Annotated in this window: 18 protein-coding genes; 10 read left to right on the forward strand and 8 right to left on the reverse strand. The window is 64.8% G+C overall.

What is annotated here, in order from left to right; all coding sequences use genetic code 11:
* Positions 1 to 48: 48 nt before the first annotated feature.
* The 8 genes from OO12_RS11455 to OO12_RS11490 all read right to left on the reverse strand — a co-directional run bounded on the left by OO12_RS11455 (position 49) and on the right by OO12_RS11490 (position 10,272).
* On the reverse strand, positions 49 to 1,512 hold the full coding sequence (locus tag OO12_RS11455; protein ID WP_034158817.1) for an efflux transporter outer membrane subunit: 1,464 nt from the start codon (positions 1,510 to 1,512) through the stop codon (positions 49 to 51).
* Complete coding sequence (locus tag OO12_RS11460) at positions 1,509 to 4,691, reverse strand: efflux RND transporter permease subunit (protein ID WP_034158818.1); 3,183 nt, start codon at positions 4,689 to 4,691, stop codon at positions 1,509 to 1,511. The genes OO12_RS11455 and OO12_RS11460 overlap by 4 nt, the downstream gene beginning before the upstream one ends.
* A 7-nt stretch (positions 4,692 to 4,698) precedes the next feature.
* Positions 4,699 to 5,895 carry an efflux RND transporter periplasmic adaptor subunit gene (locus OO12_RS11465; protein ID WP_034158819.1) on the reverse strand — a complete coding sequence of 399 codons (1,197 nt, stop codon included), beginning with the start codon at positions 5,893 to 5,895 and terminating at the stop codon, positions 4,699 to 4,701.
* A 129-nt stretch (positions 5,896 to 6,024) separates the two neighbouring features.
* Positions 6,025 to 6,486: a YaiI/YqxD family protein gene (locus OO12_RS11470; RefSeq protein WP_200887447.1), complete on the reverse strand. Its 462-nt coding sequence runs from the start codon at positions 6,484 to 6,486 to the stop codon at positions 6,025 to 6,027.
* 9 nt (positions 6,487 to 6,495) lie between these two features.
* Positions 6,496 to 8,211, reverse strand: a complete 1,716-nt coding sequence (locus OO12_RS11475) for a DEAD/DEAH box helicase (protein WP_034158820.1) — start codon at positions 8,209 to 8,211, stop codon at positions 6,496 to 6,498.
* Between the two features lie 62 nt (positions 8,212 to 8,273).
* Positions 8,274 to 9,455, reverse strand: a complete 1,182-nt coding sequence (locus OO12_RS11480; RefSeq protein ID WP_034158821.1) for an NAD(P)/FAD-dependent oxidoreductase — start codon at positions 9,453 to 9,455, stop codon at positions 8,274 to 8,276.
* A 170-nt stretch (positions 9,456 to 9,625) separates the two neighbouring features.
* On the reverse strand, positions 9,626 to 9,805 hold the full coding sequence (locus OO12_RS11485; RefSeq protein WP_034158822.1) for a hypothetical protein: 180 nt from the start codon (positions 9,803 to 9,805) through the stop codon (positions 9,626 to 9,628).
* Positions 9,805 to 10,272 (reverse strand): GreA/GreB family elongation factor, encoded by a 468-nt coding sequence (locus OO12_RS11490; RefSeq protein WP_034158823.1) that lies wholly within the window; start codon positions 10,270 to 10,272, stop codon positions 9,805 to 9,807. The genes OO12_RS11485 and OO12_RS11490 overlap by 1 nt, the downstream gene beginning before the upstream one ends.
* A gap of 589 nt (positions 10,273 to 10,861) precedes the next feature.
* On the opposite strand from OO12_RS11490, the gene OO12_RS11495 reads away from it, so the two are divergent.
* The 10 genes from OO12_RS11495 (at position 10,862) to OO12_RS11540 (ending at position 23,230) form a co-directional block, all read left to right on the forward strand.
* Positions 10,862 to 12,730 (forward strand): ABC-F family ATP-binding cassette domain-containing protein, encoded by a 1,869-nt coding sequence (locus tag OO12_RS11495; RefSeq protein ID WP_034158824.1) that lies wholly within the window; start codon positions 10,862 to 10,864, stop codon positions 12,728 to 12,730.
* A gap of 66 nt (positions 12,731 to 12,796) precedes the next feature.
* Positions 12,797 to 13,780 (forward strand): hypothetical protein, encoded by a 984-nt coding sequence (locus tag OO12_RS26870; protein WP_160296788.1) that lies wholly within the window; start codon positions 12,797 to 12,799, stop codon positions 13,778 to 13,780.
* Positions 13,777 to 14,697 (forward strand): sulfotransferase domain-containing protein, encoded by a 921-nt coding sequence (locus OO12_RS11505; protein ID WP_034158825.1) that lies wholly within the window; start codon positions 13,777 to 13,779, stop codon positions 14,695 to 14,697. The genes OO12_RS26870 and OO12_RS11505 overlap by 4 nt, the downstream gene beginning before the upstream one ends.
* On the forward strand, positions 14,694 to 14,957 hold the full coding sequence (locus tag OO12_RS11510) for a PqqD family protein (protein ID WP_034158826.1): 264 nt from the start codon (positions 14,694 to 14,696) through the stop codon (positions 14,955 to 14,957). The genes OO12_RS11505 and OO12_RS11510 overlap by 4 nt, the downstream gene beginning before the upstream one ends.
* Complete coding sequence (locus OO12_RS26875) at positions 14,929 to 15,405, forward strand: lasso peptide biosynthesis B2 protein (RefSeq protein WP_052215767.1); 477 nt, start codon at positions 14,929 to 14,931, stop codon at positions 15,403 to 15,405. The genes OO12_RS11510 and OO12_RS26875 overlap by 29 nt, the downstream gene beginning before the upstream one ends.
* Positions 15,406 to 15,504: 99 nt before the next feature.
* Positions 15,505 to 17,952 (forward strand): TonB-dependent receptor, encoded by a 2,448-nt coding sequence (locus OO12_RS11520; protein ID WP_034158827.1) that lies wholly within the window; start codon positions 15,505 to 15,507, stop codon positions 17,950 to 17,952.
* A 2-nt stretch (positions 17,953 to 17,954) separates the two neighbouring features.
* The gene (locus OO12_RS11525; protein ID WP_034158828.1) at positions 17,955 to 19,340 is read left to right on the forward strand and encodes a GH1 family beta-glucosidase; all 1,386 of its coding nucleotides are present in this window, start codon (positions 17,955 to 17,957) and stop codon (positions 19,338 to 19,340) included.
* A complete protein-coding gene (locus OO12_RS11530; RefSeq protein WP_034158829.1) occupies positions 19,337 to 20,590 on the forward strand; it encodes an MFS transporter in 1,254 nt (417 codons plus the stop codon). Before OO12_RS11525 ends, OO12_RS11530 begins: the two co-directional genes overlap by 4 nt.
* A complete protein-coding gene (locus OO12_RS11535; protein ID WP_034158830.1) occupies positions 20,587 to 22,008 on the forward strand; it encodes an amidase in 1,422 nt (473 codons plus the stop codon). The genes OO12_RS11530 and OO12_RS11535 overlap by 4 nt, the downstream gene beginning before the upstream one ends.
* 4 nt (positions 22,009 to 22,012) lie before the next feature.
* Positions 22,013 to 23,230, forward strand: coding sequence for a hypothetical protein (locus tag OO12_RS11540; protein ID WP_052215768.1), 1,218 nt, complete (start codon positions 22,013 to 22,015; stop codon positions 23,228 to 23,230).
* Positions 23,231 to 23,233 lie beyond the last annotated feature (3 nt).

Here is a 23,233-nt window from a genome sequence, read left to right on the forward strand (position 1 = left end):
GCCGTCAAGCGAGTGTGCTGCGCGGGCCGGTGCGGCACTGCCGCAACATCAATTGGGCGGCGGGGCATTGGCCGGCACCGGGCCGCGTGCCGTAGCGTCGAGCTGCGCGTCGCCGCCGAGCGTGCGATAGAGATCGACCAGATTGGTCGCGCCGGTCAATTGCGTCGCGACCAGCGAACGCTGTGCGGAATAGAGCGAACGCTGCGCATCGAGACTTTGCAGGAAGGTGTCGATTCCGCCGCGATACCGTGCGTCTGACAGGCGATAATTGTCCGAAGCGGCGGCGGAGAGCGATTGCGCCGCGCGGGTCTGCGCGGCGATCGTGCCGTGACGGGCAAGCGCATCGGACACTTCCCGGAACGCGGTCTGGATCGATTTCTCGTAAGTGGCGAGCGCCGCATCGCGCTGCGCTTTTGATTGCTCCAGGCCCGCTCTCCCGGCGCCGGCATTGAAGATCGAATAGCTCGCGCTTGGTGCGATCGAATAGTTGAAAGCGCCGCCAGTGAACAGGCCGCTCAGCGCAGTGCTGGCAAAACCGAGGACTGAGGTCAGGCTGATGCGCGGGAACAGCGCCGCGCGGGCCGCGCCGATCTCGGCATTACTGGCGCGCAAGCCATATTCGGCCTGGAGTACGTCGGGACGGCGCAGCAGGATGCCGGAATCGAGCCCGGCGGGGAGTTCGGCGACCGTCTTGGCTGCGTCGTCGATCGCGCCGGGCAGCAGGGCTGCATCGACCGGCGCGCCGACCAGCAACTGCAGCAGGTTGACGTCCTGCGCGAGCGCGGTGGTCTGTTGCGCCAGATCGGACTGCGCCTGGGCGAGAACGAGCTGCGACTGGCTCAAATCGGTGCGCGGCGCGACGCCGCCGTCGAGGCGCGCCTTGGTCAGCTTGACGCTGCGCTCGGCGCTGGCCGCGGTGTCCTGCGCGATCTTGAGCAGGCTCTTGTCGGCGGCATAGCTGAGCCAGGCTTTGGCGATGTCGCCGACCAAAGTCAGCCGCGTCGCGCGGGCGGCCGCTTCAGTCGCGAAGTAGCGGTTCTGCGCGGCGTCGGTGAGCGAGCGGACGCGGCCGAACAGGTCGATCTCGAATGCAGTGATGCCGAGATCGGTGCTGTAACTGGTGCGCGCACCGCCGCTGACCGCGCTGCCGCCGGTATTGGTCCGTCCCGTACCGCTGTCGGCGCGGGTGACGCTTGCCGAAGCATTGACCTGCGGCAACAGGTCGGCGCGCTGGATGCGATATTGCGCACGCGCCGCGACGATATTGGCGGCGGCGACGCGCAGGTCGCGATTATTGACCAGCGCCTGTTCGATGATCCGCTGCAATCGGTCGTCGCGGAAGATGTCGCGATACGAGACGCTTGGCAGAGTCGCTTCGCTTTGCCTCAGATAGGCGTCGCCGATCGGCCAGGATGCGGGCACTGGCGCATCGGGGCGAGCATATTTGGGCGCCATGCTGGTGCACGCGCTCAGCGATGCACCGGCGAGGAGCAGGATGACCATGCGCTTCATGCGCTTGCCTCCGGCTTGGGTTCACTCTGCGGTTCTTCATGATGCAGCTTCTTGAGCACGTCGCGGGTGCCGCGGCGCACCAGCACGAAGAACAGCGGGATGTAGAAGATCGCCAGGATCGTCGCGGTCAGCATGCCGCCGATTACCGCCGTGCCGATCGCGACGCGGCTGTTCGCACCGGCGCCGGTCGAGATCGCCAGCGGCAGCACGCCGAAGATGAAGGCGAGGCTGGTCATCAGGATCGGGCGCAGGCGCAGGCGCGCGGCCTCGATCGCGGCGGCGATGATGCGCTTGCCCTTCTTCTCGGCCTGTTCCGCGAATTCGACGATCAGGATCGCGTTTTTGGCGGCCAGGCCCATCGTCGTCAGCAGACCGATCTGCAGAAAGACGTCATTCTCCAGCCCGCGCAGCGTGACCGCGAACACCGCCCCGACCAGGCCGAGCGGAATGACCAGCAGCACCGCGACCGGGATCGACCAGCTTTCGTAAAGCGCGGCCAGGCACAGGAACACGACGAGCAGTGAAATGGCGTAGAGGAAGGGCGCCTGGCCCGATGACAGCCGCTCCTGGAACGACAGGCCCGACCAGGCGACCGAGGTGCCCGGATATTGCGCTGCAAGCTGCTCCATCCGGTTCATCGCATCGCCCGAACTCTTGCCCGGCGCGGCCTGGCCCTGAATCTCGAACGCAGGCAGGCCCTGGAAGCGCAGCAGCGATGACGGCGCGGTCGACCAGGAAATGGTCGAAAAGGCCGAGAAGGGCGCCATCTGGCCATCGGCGGAGCGGACATACCATTGCGCGATGTCATCCGGGCTGTGACGATAGGGCGCATCGCCCTGAACATAGACGCGCTTAACGCGGCCACGATCGTTGAAATCGTTGACGTAGCGGCCGCCCCAGGCCGTCGCCAGCGTCGCATTGACATCGGCCTGGCTCAACCCGAGCGCGCTTAGCTTCTGCTGGTCGATTTCGATCTTGAGCGTCGGCTGGTCTTCAAGGTCGGTCGGGCGGACTGCGGCGAGGTCCGGGTCGGCGCGCGCGGCGGCGAGCAGCTTGTCGCGTGCTGCCTTGAAATCGGCGCGGCTCATGCTGCCGGTGTTCTGCAATTCCAGCGTGAAGCCGGCCGACTGGCCAAGGCCGCGCACCGCCGCCGGCACCGTCACGAAGATGTCCGCATCACGCAGGCCACCAAGTGCTTTCGATGCGCGCTGCGTGACTGCCTGGGCGCTGTTCTTGCTGCCCGGGCGATCGGCCCAGTCGGTCAGCGCGAGAAAGCCGCGCCCGGTATTCTGCCCGCTCGCGCCGCCGCCGCCGCCGCCGGCATTGGTGAACAGCACACTGACATTGGCCTTTTCCTGGGTAAGGAAATATTGCTCGACCTGTTTCTGCACCGCGACCGTCCGGCCCTGCGTCGCGCCGGGCGGCAGGTTGAACTGAACTTGCGCGGCACCCTGGTCTTCATTGGGCAGGAAGCCGGTCGGTAACCGCACGAACAGCAAGGCGAGCAATGTCACCACCCCGGCATAGATCAGCAGGACGATCAGCTTGTGATCGACCACCTTTGCCACGCTGTTGGTGTAGCGCTCGGTCATCTTCTCGAAGTTGCGATTGAACCAGTCGCGCGCATCCTGGATTTTGTGCGCGATCCAGCTGTCGCCCTGCTTCTCCTCGCTGCGCCGCTTGAGCAGTGTGGCAGTCAGGGCAGGGGTCAAGACGAGTGCGACGACCACCGACAGGATCATCGCCGACACGATGGTGACCGAGAACTGGCGATAGATCACGCCGGTCGACCCGCCAAAAAACGCCATCGGCAGGAACACCGCCGACAGCACCAGCGCGATGGCGATCAGCGCGACGGTGATCTCGTTCATCGACTCGATCGTCGCGTCACGCGGCGACATGTCGGGATTCTCGTCCATCAGCCGTTCGACATTCTCGACCACGACGATCGCGTCATCGACCAGTAGGCCGATCGCCAGCACGAGGCCGAACAAGGTGAGCGTGTTGATCGAGAAGCCAGCCAGCGAGAAAACGGCGAAGGTGCCGAGCAGCACGACCGGCACCGCGATCGTCGGGATCAGCGTCGCGCGCCAGTTCTGCAGGAAGACGAACATGACGATGACGACGAGGACGATCGCCTCGACCAGCGTCTTGACCACTTCCTCGACCGACAATTTGATGAAAGCGGTCGAATCCTGCGGGAAGGCATAGGCGTAGCCGTCAGGCATCGACTTGGCGGCATTCTCGATATCGGCCTTGACCAGTTCCGCGGTCGACAGCGCATCGGCGCCCGGCGCAAGCGATACGGCGATGCCCGCGCCGGGGTGGCCGTTGACCCGGCTGATCGTCTGATAGCTTTCCGCGCCGAGTTCGACCCGGGCGATGTCGGACAGGCGCACGATCGATCCGTCGCGCGAAGTCTTGACGATGATGTTGGCGAATTGCGCCGGCGTCTGCAGGCGCGACTGGGCGGTGACGGTCGCGTTGAGCATTTGCGTCGTGGGCATTGGCTGGCCGCCGACTTCGCCCGCCGCGATCTCGGTATTTTGCGCGGTGATCGCATTGATCGCGTCGCTGGGCATCAGCGAATAGGCAGCGAGGCGGTCGGGACGCAGCCACACCCGCATGGCATATTGCGCGCCGAACACATTGGTGTCGCCGACGCCGGGAATGCGACCGAGCCGATCCTGGAAATTGGCGATCAGATAATCCGACACGTCCTGGTTGGTGACCCGGTCGGTCTTGTCGTAGATCGACACCAGCAACAGGAAATCGGGATTGGATTTGGTGACGGTCAGGCCCTGTTGCTGGACCTGTTGCGGCAGGCGGCTGATCGCCTGCTGCACCTTGTTCTGCACCTGGACCTGGGCGATGTCGGGATCGACGCCCTTTTTGAAGGTCGCGGTGATCGTCACCTGGCCGCGCGAACTGCTGTTCGAGCTGAAATAGAGCAGGCCGTCGATGCCGGTCAGCTGCTGCTCGATCACCTGAGTGACGCTGTTTTCCAGCGTTTCGGCAGACGCGCCGGGATAGGTGGCGCGGATGTTGACGTTGGGCGGCGCCACGTCGGGGAATTGCTCGATCGGCAAGGTATAGATCGCACCGATGCCACCCAGCATGATGATGATCGCGATGACCCAGGCGAAAATCGGCCGGTCGATGAAAATGCGCGAGATCACCGGTGTATCAGCCCTTGGTCTGCGTGGCGGAAGCGCCCGATTTCGTCGGCGCCTGCAGCTTCTGTGGCGACCCGGCCGGCACGGGTTTGACCGGCTGCCCGTTCTTCGCCTTGGCGGTGCCCTCGACGATCACCTTGTCGCCGGCACTCAGCCCGGACCGCACGACCCAATTCGCGCCGACCACGCGCTCGGCCTTCACATCGCGCTCGACCGCCTTGTTGTCGGGACCGATCACCATCACTGTGGTATTGCCCTTGGGGTCGCGCTTCACGCCGGCCTGGGGAATGAGGAACGCATTGGTATCGACCGACTGCGCAAAGGTCGCGCGCGCGAACATGCCCGGTAACAGCATCCCTTGCGGATTGGGGAAACGCGCGCGCAGCGTGACGGTGCCGGTGCTTTCATTGACCACGACTTCGGAGAATTCGACCGTGCCGGTCTGGCCATAGTCGCTGCCGTCTTCCAGCTTCAGCCTGACACTGGCCTGAGCAGGAACGGCGCCGCCGCTGCTGAGCGCACGCCGCAAGGTCAGCAAGTCGGCGCTGGATTGCTGAATGTCGACGAAGATCGGATCGAGGCGCTGGATCGTGGCGAGCGGGTCGGCCTGGCTCGCGGTGACCAGTGCGCCTTCGGTGAACAGCGAGCGACCAATGCGGCCGGTGATCGGCGCGGGCACGTTGGTGAAGCGCAGATTGATGCGTGCGGTATCCAGTTGCGCGCGATTCTGCGCGACGGCGGCCTTGGCCTGGCGCGCTTGAGCGGCGGCGTCGGTATAATCCTGCTTGGCGACCGCTTCGATCTCGGCGAGCGGACGGAAGCGGTCGGCCTTGGCCCGGGTCGCCTCGGCATTGGCTTGCGCGCTGGCGAGATTGGCGCTCGCTTCATTGGCGGCGGCGACATAGAGGCTCGGATCGATCTGATAGAGCGTCTGGCCCTTCTGGACGATCGACCCTTCGGTGAAGAAGCGGCGACGCACGATGCCCGACACTTGCGGACGGACTTCGGCGCTTTGATACGCGGTGACGCGGCCGCCTAGTTCAGTGGAAATCGGGACATTGCTTGGCTGGGCGACGATATAGCCGACCTCAGGCGTGCCCTGCGCACCGCGCCGGCCGGCTTTGCTTTCGCCGCCCCCGCTGCAGGCCGAGATCACAAGCGCAGCCGTCAGGACAAAACCGGTATGCGCGATCCGACGTTCGTTCATTCAAAATTCCACCGCTGAAGACCGCCGACCGCGATGGCATCCTGCGTTATCGCGGTCCAACCACCCAAAGCTGGGTGGGTTCCTGATGTCGATCATTAATCGCGCTGTGCGACAATTTGCGACAATTTTTTATCGCATCAGCCTGACCAGCGCGGCGTCGAGCGCGGACAGGAAGCGCGAGCGATCGGTCTTTGAAAACGGCGCCGGGCCGCGGATGCCGTCGCCCACCGCTCCCGCGCGCAGATCAGCCATGATCGCCCGCGTCGCCACTGCCGCCCCGATCGAATTGGCGGTGAAGGGCTTGCCCGTCGGGCTGAGCACGGTGGCGCCGGCCTTCACGCAGCGATCGGCGAGCAGGATATCGGCCGTGATCACCACCGATCTGACGGTCGCCTGCTCGGCGATCCAGTCGTCCGCCGCGTCGAAGCCATCGCTGACCACGACGCGGTCGATCAACGGGTGCTGCGGCACGCGGAAATGGCTGTTGGCGACGATCGTGACCGGCACCTCCAGCCGCCACGCGACCTTGTAGATCTCATCCTTGACCGGGCACGCATCGCCATCGACCAGGATGCGCACGGACCCGGCCATGCCAGCCGCTTAGCGCTGCCGGTCATTGGTGCGGCGGTGCGGCTTGGGCTTGTGCCGCGCGGTCGGCGGACCGCTCGGGCGGGCGCTCGGCGTCAGGCGCGGGCGGCGCTCGGCCTCGCGCGGTTCGCCCTGGACGCTCTCGATCTTGATGCCGCCTTCGTCACCGCTTTCGGTGCCCGCCGTGCGCAGAACCGACGCATTGAAGCGGTTGGCAACCGCGCGCGGGATCTGGAACAGCGTTTCGTTGGCGGAGATGCGGATCGCGCCGATCTCGCTCTTGGTGATGTGGCCGCGACGGCAGATCAGCGGCAGCAGCCAGCGCGGATCGGCATTCTGACGGCGGCCGATATCCATGCGGAACCAGACGATATCCTCGAAGCCGGGACGGTGGCCGTCCTGACGCGGTGCCGGATCGTTGCCCTGGCCGAGCAGCTCCTCGGCGGCGGGCATGCGCGCGCGGTGCAGGCGGACGAGCGCGGCGGCGATATCCTCCGGGCTCTGCGTTTCGAGCAGCTTTGCACCGAGTGCGCGATCATCGTCATCGACCTCGACCGGCTCGAGCAGGGTGACGAGCAACCGCTCATGATCCTTGGCGCTGATGTCCTCAAGCGTCGGCGGATTGATCCACTCGGCGTTGATCCGTGCGCCCTTCAGCATCGATTCGACACGGCGACGGCGCGGATAGGGCACGATCAGGACGGCGGTACCCTTTTTGCCCGCGCGCCCGGTGCGGCCCGAGCGGTGCTGCAAGGTCTCGGCGTCACGCGGCAGCTCGACATGGATGACCAGGCTGAGCGTCGGCAGATCGATGCCGCGCGCGGCAACGTCGGTCGCCACGCAGACGCGGGCGCGCTGGTCGCGCAGCGCCTGGAGCGCGGCGTTACGCTCATTCTGGCTATGCTCGCCCGACAAGGCGACGGCGCTGAAGCCGCGCTCGATCAGGCCGGCATGAAGGTGGCGGACATTGTCGCGCGTTGCGCAGAACAGCATCGCCGTCTCGGCTTCATGGAAGCGCAGCAGGTTGACGACGACATTCTCGATATCGGCGGGCGCGCAGGTGACGGCCTGATAGGCGATGTCGCCATGGCCGCGATCTTCGCCAACGGTCGAAATACGGACCGCATCGCGTTGATAACGCTTGGCAAGCGCGGCAATCGGCTTCGGGATAGTCGCCGAGAACATCAGCGTGCGGCGCTCGGTCGGCGTACCGTCGAGAATCTGTTCGAGATCCTCGCGGAAGCCCATGTCGAGCATCTCATCGGCCTCATCGAGGACCGCGACGCGCAGCTTGCTCAGGTCGAGCGCGCCGCGTTCGAGGTGATCGCGCAGGCGACCCGGCGTGCCGACGACGATATGCGCACCGTAATTGAGCGCGCGGCGTTCCTTCGACGCATCCATGCCGCCGACACAGGTGACGATGCGTCCGCCGGTCTTGCCGTAGAGCCACATCAGCTCGCGGCTGACCTGCAGCGCAAGCTCACGCGTCGGCGCGATGATCAGTGCGAGCGGGCCCTGCTGAGGCAAACGGCCTTCTTCGTCGAGCAGCTGCGCCGCCATGGCGAGGCCGAAGGCGACGGTCTTGCCCGAGCCGGTCTGCGCCGAGACGAGCAGGTCGCGGCCGATCGCTTCGGGTTCGAGCACGCCCGCCTGGACTGGAGTGGGAGCGGCATAGCCGCGTTCGGTGAGCGCTTCGGACAGAAGCGGGGGAAGATTGGAAAAGGGCATGAGTCTCTCAAAAAATGGGCTGCGCCGCCACCACGGCTAAGACGCAACATGTTGTTCTGCGGTCAAATAGACTGTGCCGCGGCCCATCCGCTCGCCCATGCCCATTGGAAGTTATAGCCGCCCAGCCACCCAGTGACGTCGACCGCTTCGCCGATCGCATACAGGTTTTCCACCCGTTTGGCTTGCATTGTTTGCGAAGAAAGTTCGGCGGTGCTGATTCCGCCCGCGGTGACCTCCGCCTTGGCATAGCCTTCGGTGCCGTTTGGGGCGAAACGCCAATCGGCCAGGCGGCGCTCGGCGTCGGCCAGTTTGCGATCGGTGAGCGTGGACAATTCTCCGCTCAGAGCCAGCCGGTCGGCGAGCGTTTCGGCCAGGCGGGCGGGCAGGGCGCTCGCCAGTGTCGACGCGAATCCGGCGCGCGGACGGGCGCGTTTCGCGTCGATCAACCAGCCGCTCTCATGCGTCGGCAGGAAATCGATGCCGACCGTTTCACTCGAGCGCCAATAGCTCGAAATTTGCAGGATGGCCGGGCCGGACAGCCCTTTATGAGTGAACAGGGCCGCCTCGCGGAACTGGGTCTTGCCGCATTTGGCGATCACGTCGGTCGCCACGCCGGAGAGCGACCGGAACAGCGTCTCGTCACCGCCAAGCGTCAGCGGGACAAGGGCGGGGCGGGGTTCGACGATCTTGAGGCCGAAACGCCGCGCGACATCATAAGCGAAGCCGGTCGCACCCATTTTGGGGATCGAAGGCCCGCCGGTGGCGAGAACCAGCGACGTGGCGACGATGGTGCGACCGTTGATCGTCACCCGGAACCGGCTATCTTCATGGTCGATCGCGCCCACCGGGTGCCCAAGCGACAGATCGACATGCCCCATGGCGCATTCGTCGAGCAGCATCGCGACGACCTGTTTCGCCGACCCGTCGCAGAACAGCTGGCCCAGCGTCTTTTCATGCCAGGCGATACCGTGGCGATCGACCAGGGCGATGAAATCTGCGGCGGTGTAGCGGCTGAGCGCCGATTTGGCGAAATGCGGGTTGGCCGAAAGATAGCGGTCGGGCGCGGTGTTGATATTGGTGAAATTGCACCGCCCGCCACCCGAGATAAGGATCTTCTTCCCCACTTCATCGGCGTGATCGACCAGCAGGACGCGGCGGCCGCGCTGACCCGCGACGGCAGCGCACATCAGGCCGGCGGCGCCCGCGCCGAGGATGATAGCGTCGTAGGAGGTGGGTGAGGACAGCTTCTATCTCCACCCCTCCGGCAAGGGAGGGGGCAGGGGTGGGGGCGCGTGTCTGCGCGCTCAAAAAACTCATCGGCTTCGGACCGAAGCGATGAAACGGGCATCGAGCTAGCGTCATCGCCGACTCATCCCTGACCCCCTTGCTTGCAGCGAGGGGAATGAGGGAAGGATCAGCGCAGCTTCGCGATGTTCAGCCCGTCTTCCTTGGCGCGTTCCTTGACCGATTCCTCGGTGCGGGTCAGCGCCTTGGCGATCGCCTTCAGGCCCATGCCCTTTTTGGCGAGCGTGTGCAGCTTCTGCACCTCGTCCTGCTTCCAGGGTTGACGGTGGCGTTCGAATTTTTCGGCCATCAATTGTCTCCGATCGCGACGCTATCGAGAATTTCGATCGCCTCGGCAACGCCGTTGAAATCGACCCGTTCGCCGACCTCCCCGCCGACGAGCGCCCGAGCGAGCGGCGCGGCGAAGCCGATACGCCCTTCCGCCGGGTCGGCTTCATCGCCGCCGACGATCTCGACCACGCGCTGCTTGCCGCCCATGCGGATCGTCACGCGCGATCCGATGCCGATTTCGCCGTCGGCAGGAGGGGACGCTACTTCGGCGGTGGTCTGACGCGTATGCCAGTAGCGCAGCTCGCGCTTCAGCACCGCCAGCTCCGGCTCGACCGCGGTTTCCACCGCGTCTTTCAGCTCGACCACCTTCGCGTCGATCAGTTTCAACCCGCGCGGCGTGACGATGTTCGCTCCCGGCGCGATCGGGATTTCGAACTTGGGTTCCAGATGTTCCTCGTCGCTCTCGCGACGAAATGCGACGCTCATGTCACTCTCCTCAATCCTCCTCCATGAAACATTCGTGCGGCGACCGCCACCATTTGGGGCGGTCATTTGACGTTGGGTATTCGAGGCTGGGCTCCACCGGGCGAGATCGCCGCCGATCGCCGCAGGATGCCCATATTTTCCCGCAGCTGCGGGAGACGCTGCGGGAAAACGCTTTTTTGAGCGTTCTGCGGGAATCTGCGGGAAAAGCTGCGGGAATTTTGATGGATCCGCACGGGAGTTTTTCCGGTGTGCTGCGGGAGTATCGGGAAAAATGGCGATGATGGTCATGGCAGGGATGGTCATGGCAGGCTCTGATCGTTTCAATGCGCGCTCGATTCAGCGGGGCGGTCGGACGGCTTATCCCCGCGCTGCACATCGTGCGGCGGAGAGTCGATATGACGATGTTCGGGAATGATCTGAATCAGACCGGCCTGGCGATCGCGTGACGATGTCGGGCGTAGCCGCCGTCCCGGATACCGGCCCGGATGTCGACTGAGTCGGCGCGCGATCGGTCTGTTCCATGCGCTTTCGCGCCCATGGCCCGGTCAGGGACTTGGGGCCGGCCATTTCCCATGCTAGGGGCGCGCCCATGCTGAATATCAACGGTATCACGGTGCGCCTGGGCGGGCGGACGATTCTCGATCGCGCGAGTGCGGCGCTGCCGCCGAAGAGCCGTGTCGGCCTGATCGGCCGCAATGGTGCGGGCAAGTCCACGCTGATGAAGGTGATGATCGGCCAGCTCGAGCCCGATGACGGCGAGATCGAAATGCCGCGCAAGACGCGCATCGGTTATATCGCACAGGAAGCGCCCTCGGGCGTGACCACGCCGATCGAGGCGGTGCTTGGCGCCGACACCGAACGCGCCGCCTTGCTTGAGGAAAGCGAGACCTGCGAAGACCCCGACCGGCTCGGCGAAGTCTATGAGCGGCTGATGGCGATCGATGCCTATACCGCGCCGGCACGCGCCGCCGGTATCCTGGTCGGCCTCGGCTTCGACGAGGAAATGCAGAATCGCCCGCTCGACAGCTATTCGGGTGGCTGGAAGATGCGCGTTGCGCTGGCGTCGCTGCTCTTCTCCGAGCCCGACCTGCTGCTGCTCGACGAACCGTCGAACCATCTCGATCTCGAAGCGACGCTGTGGCTGGAGAATTTCCTCAAGGCCTATCCGGCGATGATGGTCGTGATCAGCCATGAGCGCGATCTGCTCAACAATGTCGTCGACACCATCCTTCATCTCGAGGGCGGCAAGGTGACGATGTATACCGGCGGTTACGACAGTTTCGAACAGCAACGCGCCGAACGCGCCGCGCAACTCGCCGCCGCCAAAGCCAGCCAGGATGCGCAGCGCGCCAAGCTGCAGGACTATATCGCCCGCAACAGCGCGCGTGCCTCGACCGCCAAACAGGCGCAGTCGCGCGCCAAGATGCTCGCCAAGATGCAGCCGATCGCCGCGCTGGCCGAAGACCCGACGCTGTCGTTCGATTTTCCCAACCCCGACGAGTTGCGGCCACCGTTGGTCACGCTCGACATGGCGGCGGTTGGCTATACCGCGGACAAGCCGATCCTGCGCCGGCTCAACCTGCGGCTCGATCCGGACGACCGCATCGCGCTGTTAGGGCGCAACGGCAACGGCAAGACCACGCTCGCGCGCCTGCTCGCCGCGCAGCTTACGCCGATGGAAGGTGAAATGACCGCGTCGGGCAAGATGCGCGTCGGCTATTTCACCCAGTATCAGGTCGAGGAGCTCGATGGCGACGATACGCCGCTCGAACATATGACGCGGATGATGGGCGGCAGTTCACCCGCCGCGGTCCGCGGCCAGCTTGGGCGGTTCGGTTTTTCCGGGCAGAAGGCGACGACCAAGGTCGGCAAGCTGTCGGGTGGTGAGCGCGCGCGTCTCGCGCTGGCGCTGATCACGCGCGACGCGCCGCATATGCTGATCCTCGACGAGCCGACCAACCATCTGGACGTCGATGCGCGCGAGGCTTTGGTCCAGGCGCTCAACGCTTATGAAGGCGCGGTGGTGGTGGTCAGCCATGATCGCCACATGATCGAGCTGACCGCCGATCGGCTGGTGCTGGTCGATAACGGCACCGCGACCGAGTTCACTGGCAGCCTGGAAGACTATACCGACCTGATCCTGGGCAAGAACCAGCCGAAACAGGATGGCGGCGCCAAGGGCGGGAAGAAGGACAAGAAGGCGGCGGCGCAGGATCGCGAAAAGGCGCAGGCGCTGCGCAAGGCGGCGCAGGATGCCGAGGCCGTGACGATCAAACTGACCGCCGAGCAAAGCGCGCTCGACAAGGCGATGTTCGATCCCTCGACCGCCGAACCGGCGCTGGCCAAATTGCCGATGAGCGAATTGATGAAGCGCCGTGCCGATGTCGCCGAGAAGCTGGAGGCCGCGGAGGCCAAATGGCTTGAGGCAAGCGAGGCGCTGGACCAGGCGGCGGCCTGATCGCCGTCAAAGCGGGACGGAAGCGGCCAATCCGGACATAGCATCCGGTTGCGCGGTAACGGTAAAATGGCCACAAACGGGGTGGCCACGGGGGTGGTCGGCGTCATGGGGATAGCGCGCGTGTATCACTATACCGTTTCCGGGCTCACGGTCGCGAGTGAGCTGATCCTGCCTGGGCTGATCGCCGCCGACGATGTGCCGGGCGTCGGCCCCGACGTGGTCATTCGCGAAGGCGATGTTCCAGCGACATTGGATCAGGTGGAATCGTCCGGCCCGAACTGGCAAGTCGCCGATGGCCGTTTCCTGCTCGAAGTCCCTGGCATCCTTCACATGCTGTTGATCGAAGGCCGGGAGATCATCTTCGCGACCGCTAACGGTATCGCCCGGGAGGAAGCCGCGATATTCGTCAGCGGCACGGGTTTCGGCATTCTGCTGCATCAGCGCGAGCGCATCGTGCTCCATGCCAGTGCGGTCCGGGTTCGTGACAGCGCAGTGCTGTTCTGTGGACCGTCCGGGGCCGGGAAGTCGACCCTGGCCGCAGCCTTGTCGGACGCCGGTTATGATCTGGTCACCGATGATTTCTGCGGCATCTCGATGGATTCGGATGGATTGCCCTGGGTCCAGCCCGACGGGCGCCAGCTGAAGCTCTGGCAGAATTCGATCGACAAACTCGACATGAGCGAACGCCGCGCGGCGCCGGTGCGCAAGGTGCTGGAGAAATTCTATGTCGAACCGCGCGCGGCGTCGATTGTCGCGCTGCCGCTGGCCGCGATCTATGTGCTGCGCGAAGCGCGGCCGCCGGCGGTTCCGGGAATCCAGCGCCCCAATATCGTCGATGGTGCGCTGATGGTGCGCGGTAATGCCTATCGCCCGGCAATGGTGCGGCGGATGAAACAGCAGCCACTCTATTTCCAGGCGGCGGCGGCGATCAGCCAGCGCGCCGGCGTGTTCACGCTGACCCGCGAGCTCAACTTCGCCAAATTTCCCGCCGTGATCGGCTGGCTCGAGGCGCATTGGCGCGAACTCGAGCTGCTGGAGCGTGCGGCTTGAGGAAGACCTACTGGCTTGCCTCCTATCCGAAATCGGGCAATACTTGGTTCCGGATGCTGGTCGCCAATCTGCGCCGCGACGTGCCGGTCGATATCAACGATATTCCGGAGCGCAGCGGTATCGCCAGCACGCGCGGCTGGTTCGATTCGATCATGATGTTTCCCTCCGCACTGCTGACGCACGAGGAGTGCGACGCGTTGCGCCCCCTGGTTTACGCGGCGCTGGCGCAAGAAGTCATCGACGAAGACCCGGACGAAGTCGAGACGATGATCGGCCACACCCGTTTCGTGAAGACGCACGATTCCTACAGCTATAACGTCGATGGCAGCGCATTGATGGCCGGGGCCAAGGGCGCCGATGGCGCAATCCTGATCGTGCGCGATCCGCGAGACGTCGCGCCGTCGCTGGCCAACCACAATCGTACCAGCATCGACGAGGCGATCGGGTTCATGGCCGATATCGACTCGAGCTTTTGCGGTCATCGCGATCGCCAGCCCAACCAGCTGCGCCAGCGACTTGCGGGCTGGAGCAGGTTCATCGACGCATGGCTGACGCAGACCGACATTCCGGTCCATCTGGTGCGCTATGAAGATATGCATGCCGATACCAGTGGCGTGCTGCGGACGGCGCTCGCCTTTGCCGGTATCGATGCGACCCCCGAGGAAACTGCGCGCGCCGCCGACTTTGCCGCATTCGGCGAACTGAAGAAACAGGAAGAGGCGCGCGGATTTCGCGAAGCGCCGCGGCCCAAATCAGGTAAGGGGCCCGGTAGTTTCTTCCGCCGCGGGGTTTCGGGCGGGTGGCGCGATGAATTAAATGCGGAACAGGTCGCGCGGATCGAGCGTGACCATGCCCCGATGATGGCGCGGCTTGGTTATGCGCCGACGCAGAATATGGCTGAAAGGATGGCGGGTTGATCGAACGACGGGGTGACTGGCTTAGCGCGCGCGTGGGCGACGAGATCATGATGATGAGCGCCGAAAAGGGCAATTATCTTGGCGTCAACGAGGTGGGTGCACGCATCTGGGAATTGATCGAGACGCCGAGCGACATCGACGCGGTGTGCGCTGCCTTGCAGCGTGAGTTCGTGATCGAGCCCGATATTTGTCGCAGCGAAGTCGAAGCGTTCCTCGAACAAATGGAAAAACATGGCGCGGTTGCGGTCACTCGCCCGTAAGGTCCGCACGCTTGGCGGCGTCGGCCATCACCGGCGCGCGCTGGTGATCGAAGCGGCGATAAGCATGTTCATTGCGCGCATCTCGCTGCTGCTGTTCCCGTTCGCCAGGATCGCCAGGCGACTGGGCGCGTTCGTGCCGCCGACCGACCCGCGTGTCGCTGCCCATGCCGAAGGCGCGACCGACAGGCAGATCAGGCTTGCCCGGGACATAGGCTGGGCAGTGCGCGCGTCCGCGCCGTTCATGCCGTTCCGTTCGGTATGCCTGCAACAGGCCATGGCGGCGCAGATGATGCTGCGGCGGCGCGGCATTCCCACGGTAATGCATTTCGGCGCAGGCCGAGGCGATGAGAAGCCAATCGATGCGCATGCCTGGCTCGATGCGGCCGGGGTCAAGGTAACTGGCTATCCGGTGGCACCGAATCTCGCTGAGATAGGCTGTTTCGTTTGAATTAGGACGCAATTTCCAATCGTTAAAATATAGCCTTGACTACATAATAGTCATGGCTAGATTTCATTCCAATACCCGGGACAGGGAAAGGGGTGGGCGATGCGATATCGGAACACATGGCTGATGGCGGCGAGCGTCGTCGCGGTGGCGGTAAGTGGTCAGGCGCTGGCGCAGGAAGCGCAGGCCGGGAACCCCGCCACGGCGGCGGGTCAGGCGGCGGGTCAGGCGGCGGGTCAGGCGACTGGCAATTCAGGCGACAATTCAGGTCTCGACGACATCATCGTCACCGCGCAGAAGCGCGAACAGTCGTTGCAGGATGTGCCGATCAGCATCACCGCCTTCAACGCGGAGGCGATCGCATCGCTTGGCGCGCAGAGCATCGGCGATCTCGATACCTTCACGCCGGGCCTGTCGATCAACGACTCCTCGGTGACTCAGCCGTCCTTTACGATCCGCGGTGTCAGTACCGACGATTTCGGCATCGGCACCGATCCGGCGGTCGGTATCTTCATTGACGGCGTCTATTCGGCGCGTTCAGGCGCGGCGCTGATCTTCTTCAATGATGTCGAGCGCGTCGAAGTGCTGAAGGGGCCGCAGGGCACGCTGTTCGGCCGCAATACGTCGGCGGGCGCGATCTCGATCATTACCCGCAAGCCGGTCGACAAGCTGGAGGCTGCCGCGACGGTGCGGATCGGTAATTATGGCAAGCATCGCATCGATGCGATGGTCAATGTGCCGATCACCGATACGCTCTTCCTGCGGGTCAATGGCGTGTACAACAAACGCAACGGCTATCTGACCGATGCGGTTACCGGGGCGCGGTACGAGCGCGAGAATAACTGGTCGGGTCGCGCGGCGCTGCGTTACGAGCCGAACAGCGATACCGACATCACGCTCAGCTACGATCATGACGATACCGACAAGGACGGCCCTGCCGCAATCGGGATCAGCAAGTTCGCGCTCAGCCAGGATCCGGATGGGCCCTTCACCAACGATGTGCTCAAGTCGCGTGAAGCGCGCATTCTCAATGCGGTGACGCTGACCGCCAATCACGACTTCGGCCCGGTCACGCTGACCAGCATCAGCGCCTATAAGCAATTCCACACCAGCAACCGCGAGGATGAGGATGGCACCAACATCCGCGCGCGCTATCTCGACACCGAGAATATCGAGAAGAACAGCAGCTTCTATCAGGAGTTGCGGCTGGCGCATTCGAGCGACACGCTGAACCTGGTTGCCGGGCTGAGCTATTTCCAGGAGCGCGGGCGGCAGACGAGCCGGGTTACCTTGTTCACGGATTCGGTCAATACCGCGCTTGGAGCCGTGGCGGGATTCCCGGTTTTCTCCATCCTCGACAGCTTCGGCTTGCCGGTCTTTGGTCTACCCTGGCGCGAGGACATGAACAACTATACCCGCAACAAATCCTATGCGGCGTTTGGCGACGCCACTTGGTCGGTGACACCCAAGCTCAATCTTACGGTCGGTCTGCGCTATACGCGTGACGAGAAGAGCTTCGCCTGGCTCAACGATCGTCATGTCGCGCCGGGCCTCGATACAGTGGCGGCTCCAGGGGCCCTTTATAATGCGATCGTCGGTGCGCCGTTGTTCCCCAATGCTGAGATAATCGACGTCAACACCTTCCTCAATGCGGCCATCGGCGATCTCATTTTCAACGCCGGCCCGCTTGAGGGCGTCCGCTTCAACCGCAAGGAGACATTCTCCGACGTCAGCCCACGCTTCGTGATCGACTACAAGGCTACCGACGATGTCATGCTCTTCGCCTCGGCGACGCGCGGCTACAAGGCGGGCGGGTTCAACAGTGTCCAGATCAACTCCTTCTTCGCGCCGGAATCGGTGTGGAGTTACGAGGCGGGCGCGAAGGCCGAATTGTTCGACCGGCGGCTGCGGTTCAACATCTCGAGCTATTATTTCAAATATGCCAATCGCCAGTCGATCAGCCTGGAAACCGTCTCCGGATCCGGCATCCCGCAATATGTCACGCGGTCGGGCGATAGCGAGGCCTATGGCGTCGATCTCGAAACCCAGTTGGTGGTGTCGAAAGATCTGAAGCTGAGTGGGGTCGCGAGCTATATCGACTCGACCTGGTTGAAGCGCACAGAGCGAGACGTCGATATTTCCGGCCAGCCAACTGGTGAGCCCAAATTCCGTTTCGTCCTCGGAGCACATTATGCTCATCGACTGAGTAGCGGCTCGGCGATTTTTGCCGACGCCAGTTATAGCTACACCTCCCGCGTCCGCCTCAATGGTGCGATAACCGATCCCGTGAAAGGCAGCGATGCGTCGATCGCGGGCCTGGTCGATTTCTCCAAGCTCAAGAAATTGCGATCGAGCCGTCAGATCGTCAATGCGCGGATCGGCTGGCGCTTGCCCGACGACCGTTTTTCGGTGGCCTTGTTCGCGGACAATCTGTTCGACGTCCGCACGCCGCGAACGCTCAATCTGATTTCGGCCGATACGCTCGGTACGCCCTATGTCCGGATGGATCGCCCGCGCTTCTGGGGCGTCGAGCTCGGGGTTCGGTACTGATCATGAATTCCACGACGACACTGCCACCGCCGCGCTTCCCGGCTGATTTCCGCTGGGGAGTCTCCACATCCGCCTATCAGATCGAGGGCGCGGTGACCGAGGATGGCCGCGGGGTATCCACCTGGGACACGTTCTGCAGCGAACCCGGGCGGATCATCGATGGTTCCAGCGGCGCCAGGGCGGCCGACCATTATCACCGTTATCGCGAAGACGTCGCGCTGATGCGGGATCTCGGCGTGACCGATTATCGCTTTTCCATCGCCTGGCCACGGATCGTCCCGGCGGGGAGTGGTGCGGTCAATCCGGCGGGACTGGAATTCTACGATCGGTTGGTGGACGAACTGCGTGGGGCCGGCATCAACCCGGTCGTCACGCTGTTTCATTGGGATTTGCCGCAGCCGCTGGAGGATGCGGGAGGCTGGCTCAACCGCGATACCGCGTATCGTTTCGCCGATTATGCCGCGATCGTCGGGGAGCGGCTGGCCGACCGGGTCGGCATGTGGATCACGCTCAATGAGCCGATGGTGCTGACGAACTTCGCTTATGCGCTTGGCGCGCATGCGCCGGGCCGTGCGCTCGGGATCGGCGCTTTGCCGGTCGCGCATCATCAGCTGCTTGGGCACGGGCTTGCGGTGCAGGCGCTCCGCGCGGCGGGCGGCCGCCAGATCGGGATCGCCAACAATCAGGCGCCGGTCTGGCCGGCGAGCGATTCCGCCGAGGATCGCGGCGCGGCGGGCTTTTACGAAACACTGGTCAACTGGCTCTATTCGGACCCGTTGCTGTTCGGACGTTATCCCGACGGGCTTGATGCGGCGATGCCAGGCCCGGTCGAGGACGATCTGAAGATCATCTCCACGCCGCTCGATTGGTATGGGCTCAACTATTATAATCCGGTGCGGGTCGGGGCGCCCAATGCGCAGGTGCGGCATGTCGATTCCTTCGAGATGCCGTCCGACCTGCCGTTCGACCTGCCCGAGATCGAGGGTTATCCGCGCACCGATTTCGACTGGCCGGTCATTCCCGATGGGCTGGCCGAGATGCTGCGGCTGCTGCGCGAACGCTATGGCGATGCGCTGCCGCCGATCCACATCACCGAGAATGGCTGTTCCTATGCCGATGGCCCGGATGCCCAGGGCCGGGTTGCCGACCAGCGCCGGATCGATTTTCTCGACGGCCATCTTCGCGCGCTGCGGCAAGCGATGGATGACGGCGCGGATGTGCGCGGCTATTTCACCTGGTCGCTGCTCGACAATTTCGAATGGGCGGCGGGCTATGACCAGCGCTTCGGGCTGGTGCATGTCGATTATGACTCGATGGTGCGCACGCCCAAGGATTCCTATCTCTGGTATCGCGACCTGATCCGGGCTCAGGCGGTCGTCGACGCATGACGACTGCCGCGCCCACGACCTGGCAGGCGGTGGTCGACGAACCCCGGGCTGCCGTGAAATGGCCCTGGGTCGCGGCGATATCGGCGGCGAATTTCGGGTTGTGGGTCGCCCTGTTCGGGCCGATTCAGTTGCTCCTCGGCGTTCAGTCGCAGGCGATCTCGCCCGAGCACAAGGTGGCCGTGCTGGGGATCGTCACCGCGGCGGGCGCGGTCTGTTCGCTGATCGCGAACCCGTTGTTCGGCGCGCTCTCCGATCGGACGGTGTCGCGGTTCGGGCGGCGGCTGCCCTGGGTGTTCCTCGGTGCTGTCGGGGGTGCGTCCAGCCTGGTCCTGCTCGCCACGGCGCAAAGCGTAACGGTGATGGTGATCGGCTGGTGCCTGGCGCAGGTCTCGCTCAATGCTATGTTTGCGGCGGTGGTGGCGGCGGTGCCGGATCAGGTCCCCGTCGCGCAGCGCGGGTCAGTCGGCGGCTGGCTCGGGATTGCGCAGATACTGGGCCTTGTCTGCGGGGTCGCGGCGGCGGAAGCGGCGCTGCCGAGCATCGCCGCGGCCTATCTGATGTGTGTCGCGATCCTGATCGTGGCGGCGCTGCCCTATCTCATGCTGCGCCGCGATCTCGTCCTTGACCGGCGGCTTCGTCCGGCCTTTGCCTGGAAGCCCTTCCTCGCCGGGTTCTGGATCGATCCGCGGCTTCATCCCGATCTGGGCTGGGCGTGGATGACGCGTTTCGCGATCAATCTCGTCTATGCCGTCGGCACATTGTATCTGCTCTATTATCTCGGCGATGTGATGCACCGGACCGATCCGGCCGGCGATGTCGTGACGATGACCGCGGTCAATGTCGTGACGATGGTGCTGGTCATGATCCCGGCCGGGTTGCTGTCGGACCGATTGGGGCGGCGCAAGATCTTCGTCATGGTCGCAGGAATCCTGCTGGCGTGCGGCATGGCGGTGCTGGCGGCGGGGCCCGGCTGGACCGGCGCGCTGATCGCAGCGGCCATTCTGGGTGCCGGCTTCGGCATCTACACCTCGGTCGAGTTCGCGCTGATCACCCAGGTTCTGCCCAGCGCCGCTGACCGGGGCCGCGACCTTGGCGTGATCAATGTGGCGAATGCGCTGCCCCAGGTGCTGGCGCCCGCGATCGCCGCGCTGGTGGTGAGCTATTCCGGCTATCCCATGCTTTATGCGCTCTCCGCTTGCCTGGCGTTGTGCGGCGTCGTGATGATCCGGCAAATTCGGGGTGTCGCATGACGGGTCGGGGGAATCTCACGCCGGTGGCCGACGCGACCGAAATGGCGGCGATGATCCGGCGCGGCGATATCAGCGCGGTCGAGGCAGTCGATGCCGCGATCGAACGGGCAGAGGCATTGCAGCCGGTGCTGAATTTCCTCGTGACGCCCTTGTTCGAGCAAGCCCGCGCACGCGCCGCGACACCGGGCCTGGACGGGCCGTTCGCCGGCGTGCCCTATCTCGTCAAGGATATGTACGACATGCCCGGCGCACCGACGCGCTGGGGTTCGCGCATGACGAGGGGCTTGCCCCCGGCCACCGCGCCGAGTGCGTCGATCGCGAAGCTCGAGCAGCAGGGGCTGGTGGTCATTGGCAAGACCGCGCTGGGCGAATTCGGATTTCTGCCCACGACCGAGCCGCTCGCCTTTGGACCGACGCGGAACCCCTGGGATCTGACCCGGACGCCCGGCGGCTCTTCTGGCGGTTCCGCGGCGGCCGTTGCCGCCGGCATCGTGCCATTCGCTGATGCGGCCGATGGCGGCGGATCGATCCGGATCCCGGCATCGGCCTGCGGCCTGTTCGGGATGAAGCCCTCGACGGGCCGGCTCGTCGAGGAACAGGCGCCGGCGGGGCGGTTCGACCTGACCGTCGAACATTGCCTGAGCCGTAGCGTGCGGGATTCGGCAGGCCTGTTCGCGGCCACCGAACGCCCAGTCCCGGAGTCCGGCTTGCCCTTTGTCGGGCTGGTCACCGGCCCCGCGAGACGCCGGTTGCGGGTCGGCTATCTGAGCGAGGGCGTCGCCGGTCAGAGACCACATGCCGATGTGGCTGACAGCCTGAACGCTGCCCTCGGGTTGCTTGAGCAGCTCGGCCATCATGTCGAACCCACATCATGGCCGATCGACGGTAAAGTTCTTGGTCGCGATTTCGCTCTCGCTTTCTCGACCGGCGCCGCGGCGGCGGTCGGCATGGCACGCCGGATGCTTGGCCGTGAACCCGACGAGACGATGTTCGAGCCGTTCACGCTGAACCTGGCACGCCTTGGCGCTGGGTTCGGCGCAGCGGACGTGGATGCCGCGATGGCGCGCCAGCGCGGCATGATCGCGGCTTATCGCGGCTGGTTCGCGCGGTTCGACGTCATCCTGTCGCCCGTCCTGCTCACCCCGCCGGTTGCGATCGGCGAAATCGCCGGTGACGTGCCGCCGATGATCCTGTCGGAGCGGATCTTCAACTTCATGAACCTGACCAATTTGCAGAATTACGTCGCCGCGCCGGCGATGAGCGTGCCGCTGCACTGGACGCCGGACGGTTTGCCGGTCGGCATGCAGTTCGCCGCCGATGTGGGGCAGGAACGGATGCTGTTCGAACTCGCTTTCGAGCTGGAGGAGGCGTGCCCCTGGGCGCAGCGCCGTCCGCCGGTCTTTGCCGGGGCACATTGATCTCATGACCGCGCACAGCACCACGATCAACGCGACGGACTCCACTCACTGGGTCGGCGGTCACGCTTTGTCGGGGCGGGAGATCGTCGCGGCGCTGATCTTCGGTGTCGTGGGCATCATGATCCCCGGACTCCAGCCCTTGCTCCTCGGCGCACTGGCCGAAAGCGGACGGCTGTCCGCGGCGCAGATCGGATATGCCGCGACCGTCGAATTGCTCGCCATGGGGGCGGCCGCGATTTTGGCGGGCGCTTTGTTCAAGCCGGTGCGGCTGCGCCTGATTGCCGTGCTCGCCTGCCTGGCGCTGGCGGCGATCGATGCGCTGACCGCGCGTTTGCAGGGGCCGGATCTCGTGCTGGCCCGCGCCGCCGCGGGGGTGCCGAGCGGCGTTCTGATCTGGATCACCTTGTCGATGATCGCGCGTTCGCCCACGCCGGAGCGCTGGGCCGGCATCTATCTGACTGTCCAGACGCTGGCCCAGTTTCTCCTGGCGGCGATGTTGGCGGCGACGGTGATGCCGCATTGGGGTGTCGATGGCGGCTTCGTGTCGCTTGCCATATTATGTCTCGTGGCGATGGCGGCGGCGTTCGCGCTGCCGAACCAATATGTGCCGCTGCCTGGTGGCGCGGCGGATGGCGGGCCCGCCGGATTCCCCGTCATGCGCGGCTGGATCGCGCTCCTGGCGGCATTTTTCTATCTCGTGTCGATCGGCGCCGTCTGGGTCTATGCCGAGCCGCTGTCGCGTCAGGCGGGCCATGGGCCGATGGTGATCGGCGCCGCGGTGTCGATCTCGCTTGCCTGCCAGGTGGCGGGCGGCGCGCTGGCGACATTGCTCGCGGGCCGGGTGCGCTGGAGCCATATGCTGACGCTGTGCGGCCTCGCCAGTCTGGCGGTGCTGGGCGGGTTCGCGCTGCTTCCCCCCGCCGGGCTGTTCCTGGTCCTGTCGGGCTTGTTCGGCTTTCTCTGGCTGTTCGCGCTGCCCTTTCTCGTGCCGATGGCGATCGAGGCCGACCCGACGCGCCGCGCCGCGGTGCTGCTGGGTGGCGCACAGCTGCTTGGTGCAAGTCTCGGCCCGCTCTTCGCCTCGATGCTGGTGAGCGATGCCGAGACTCGCGGTGCACTGGGCCTGGGGGCCGCCGCACTGTGCCTTTTCCTGATCATCACGACCTGGCTGCATCGCGTCAGCGCGCGCCAGATCTTCAACACCATTGAGAGTGAAACTTGACGA

This window comes from Sphingomonas sp. ERG5, assembly GCF_000803065.1.
Classification (GTDB): Bacteria; Pseudomonadota; Alphaproteobacteria; order Sphingomonadales; family Sphingomonadaceae; genus Sphingomonas.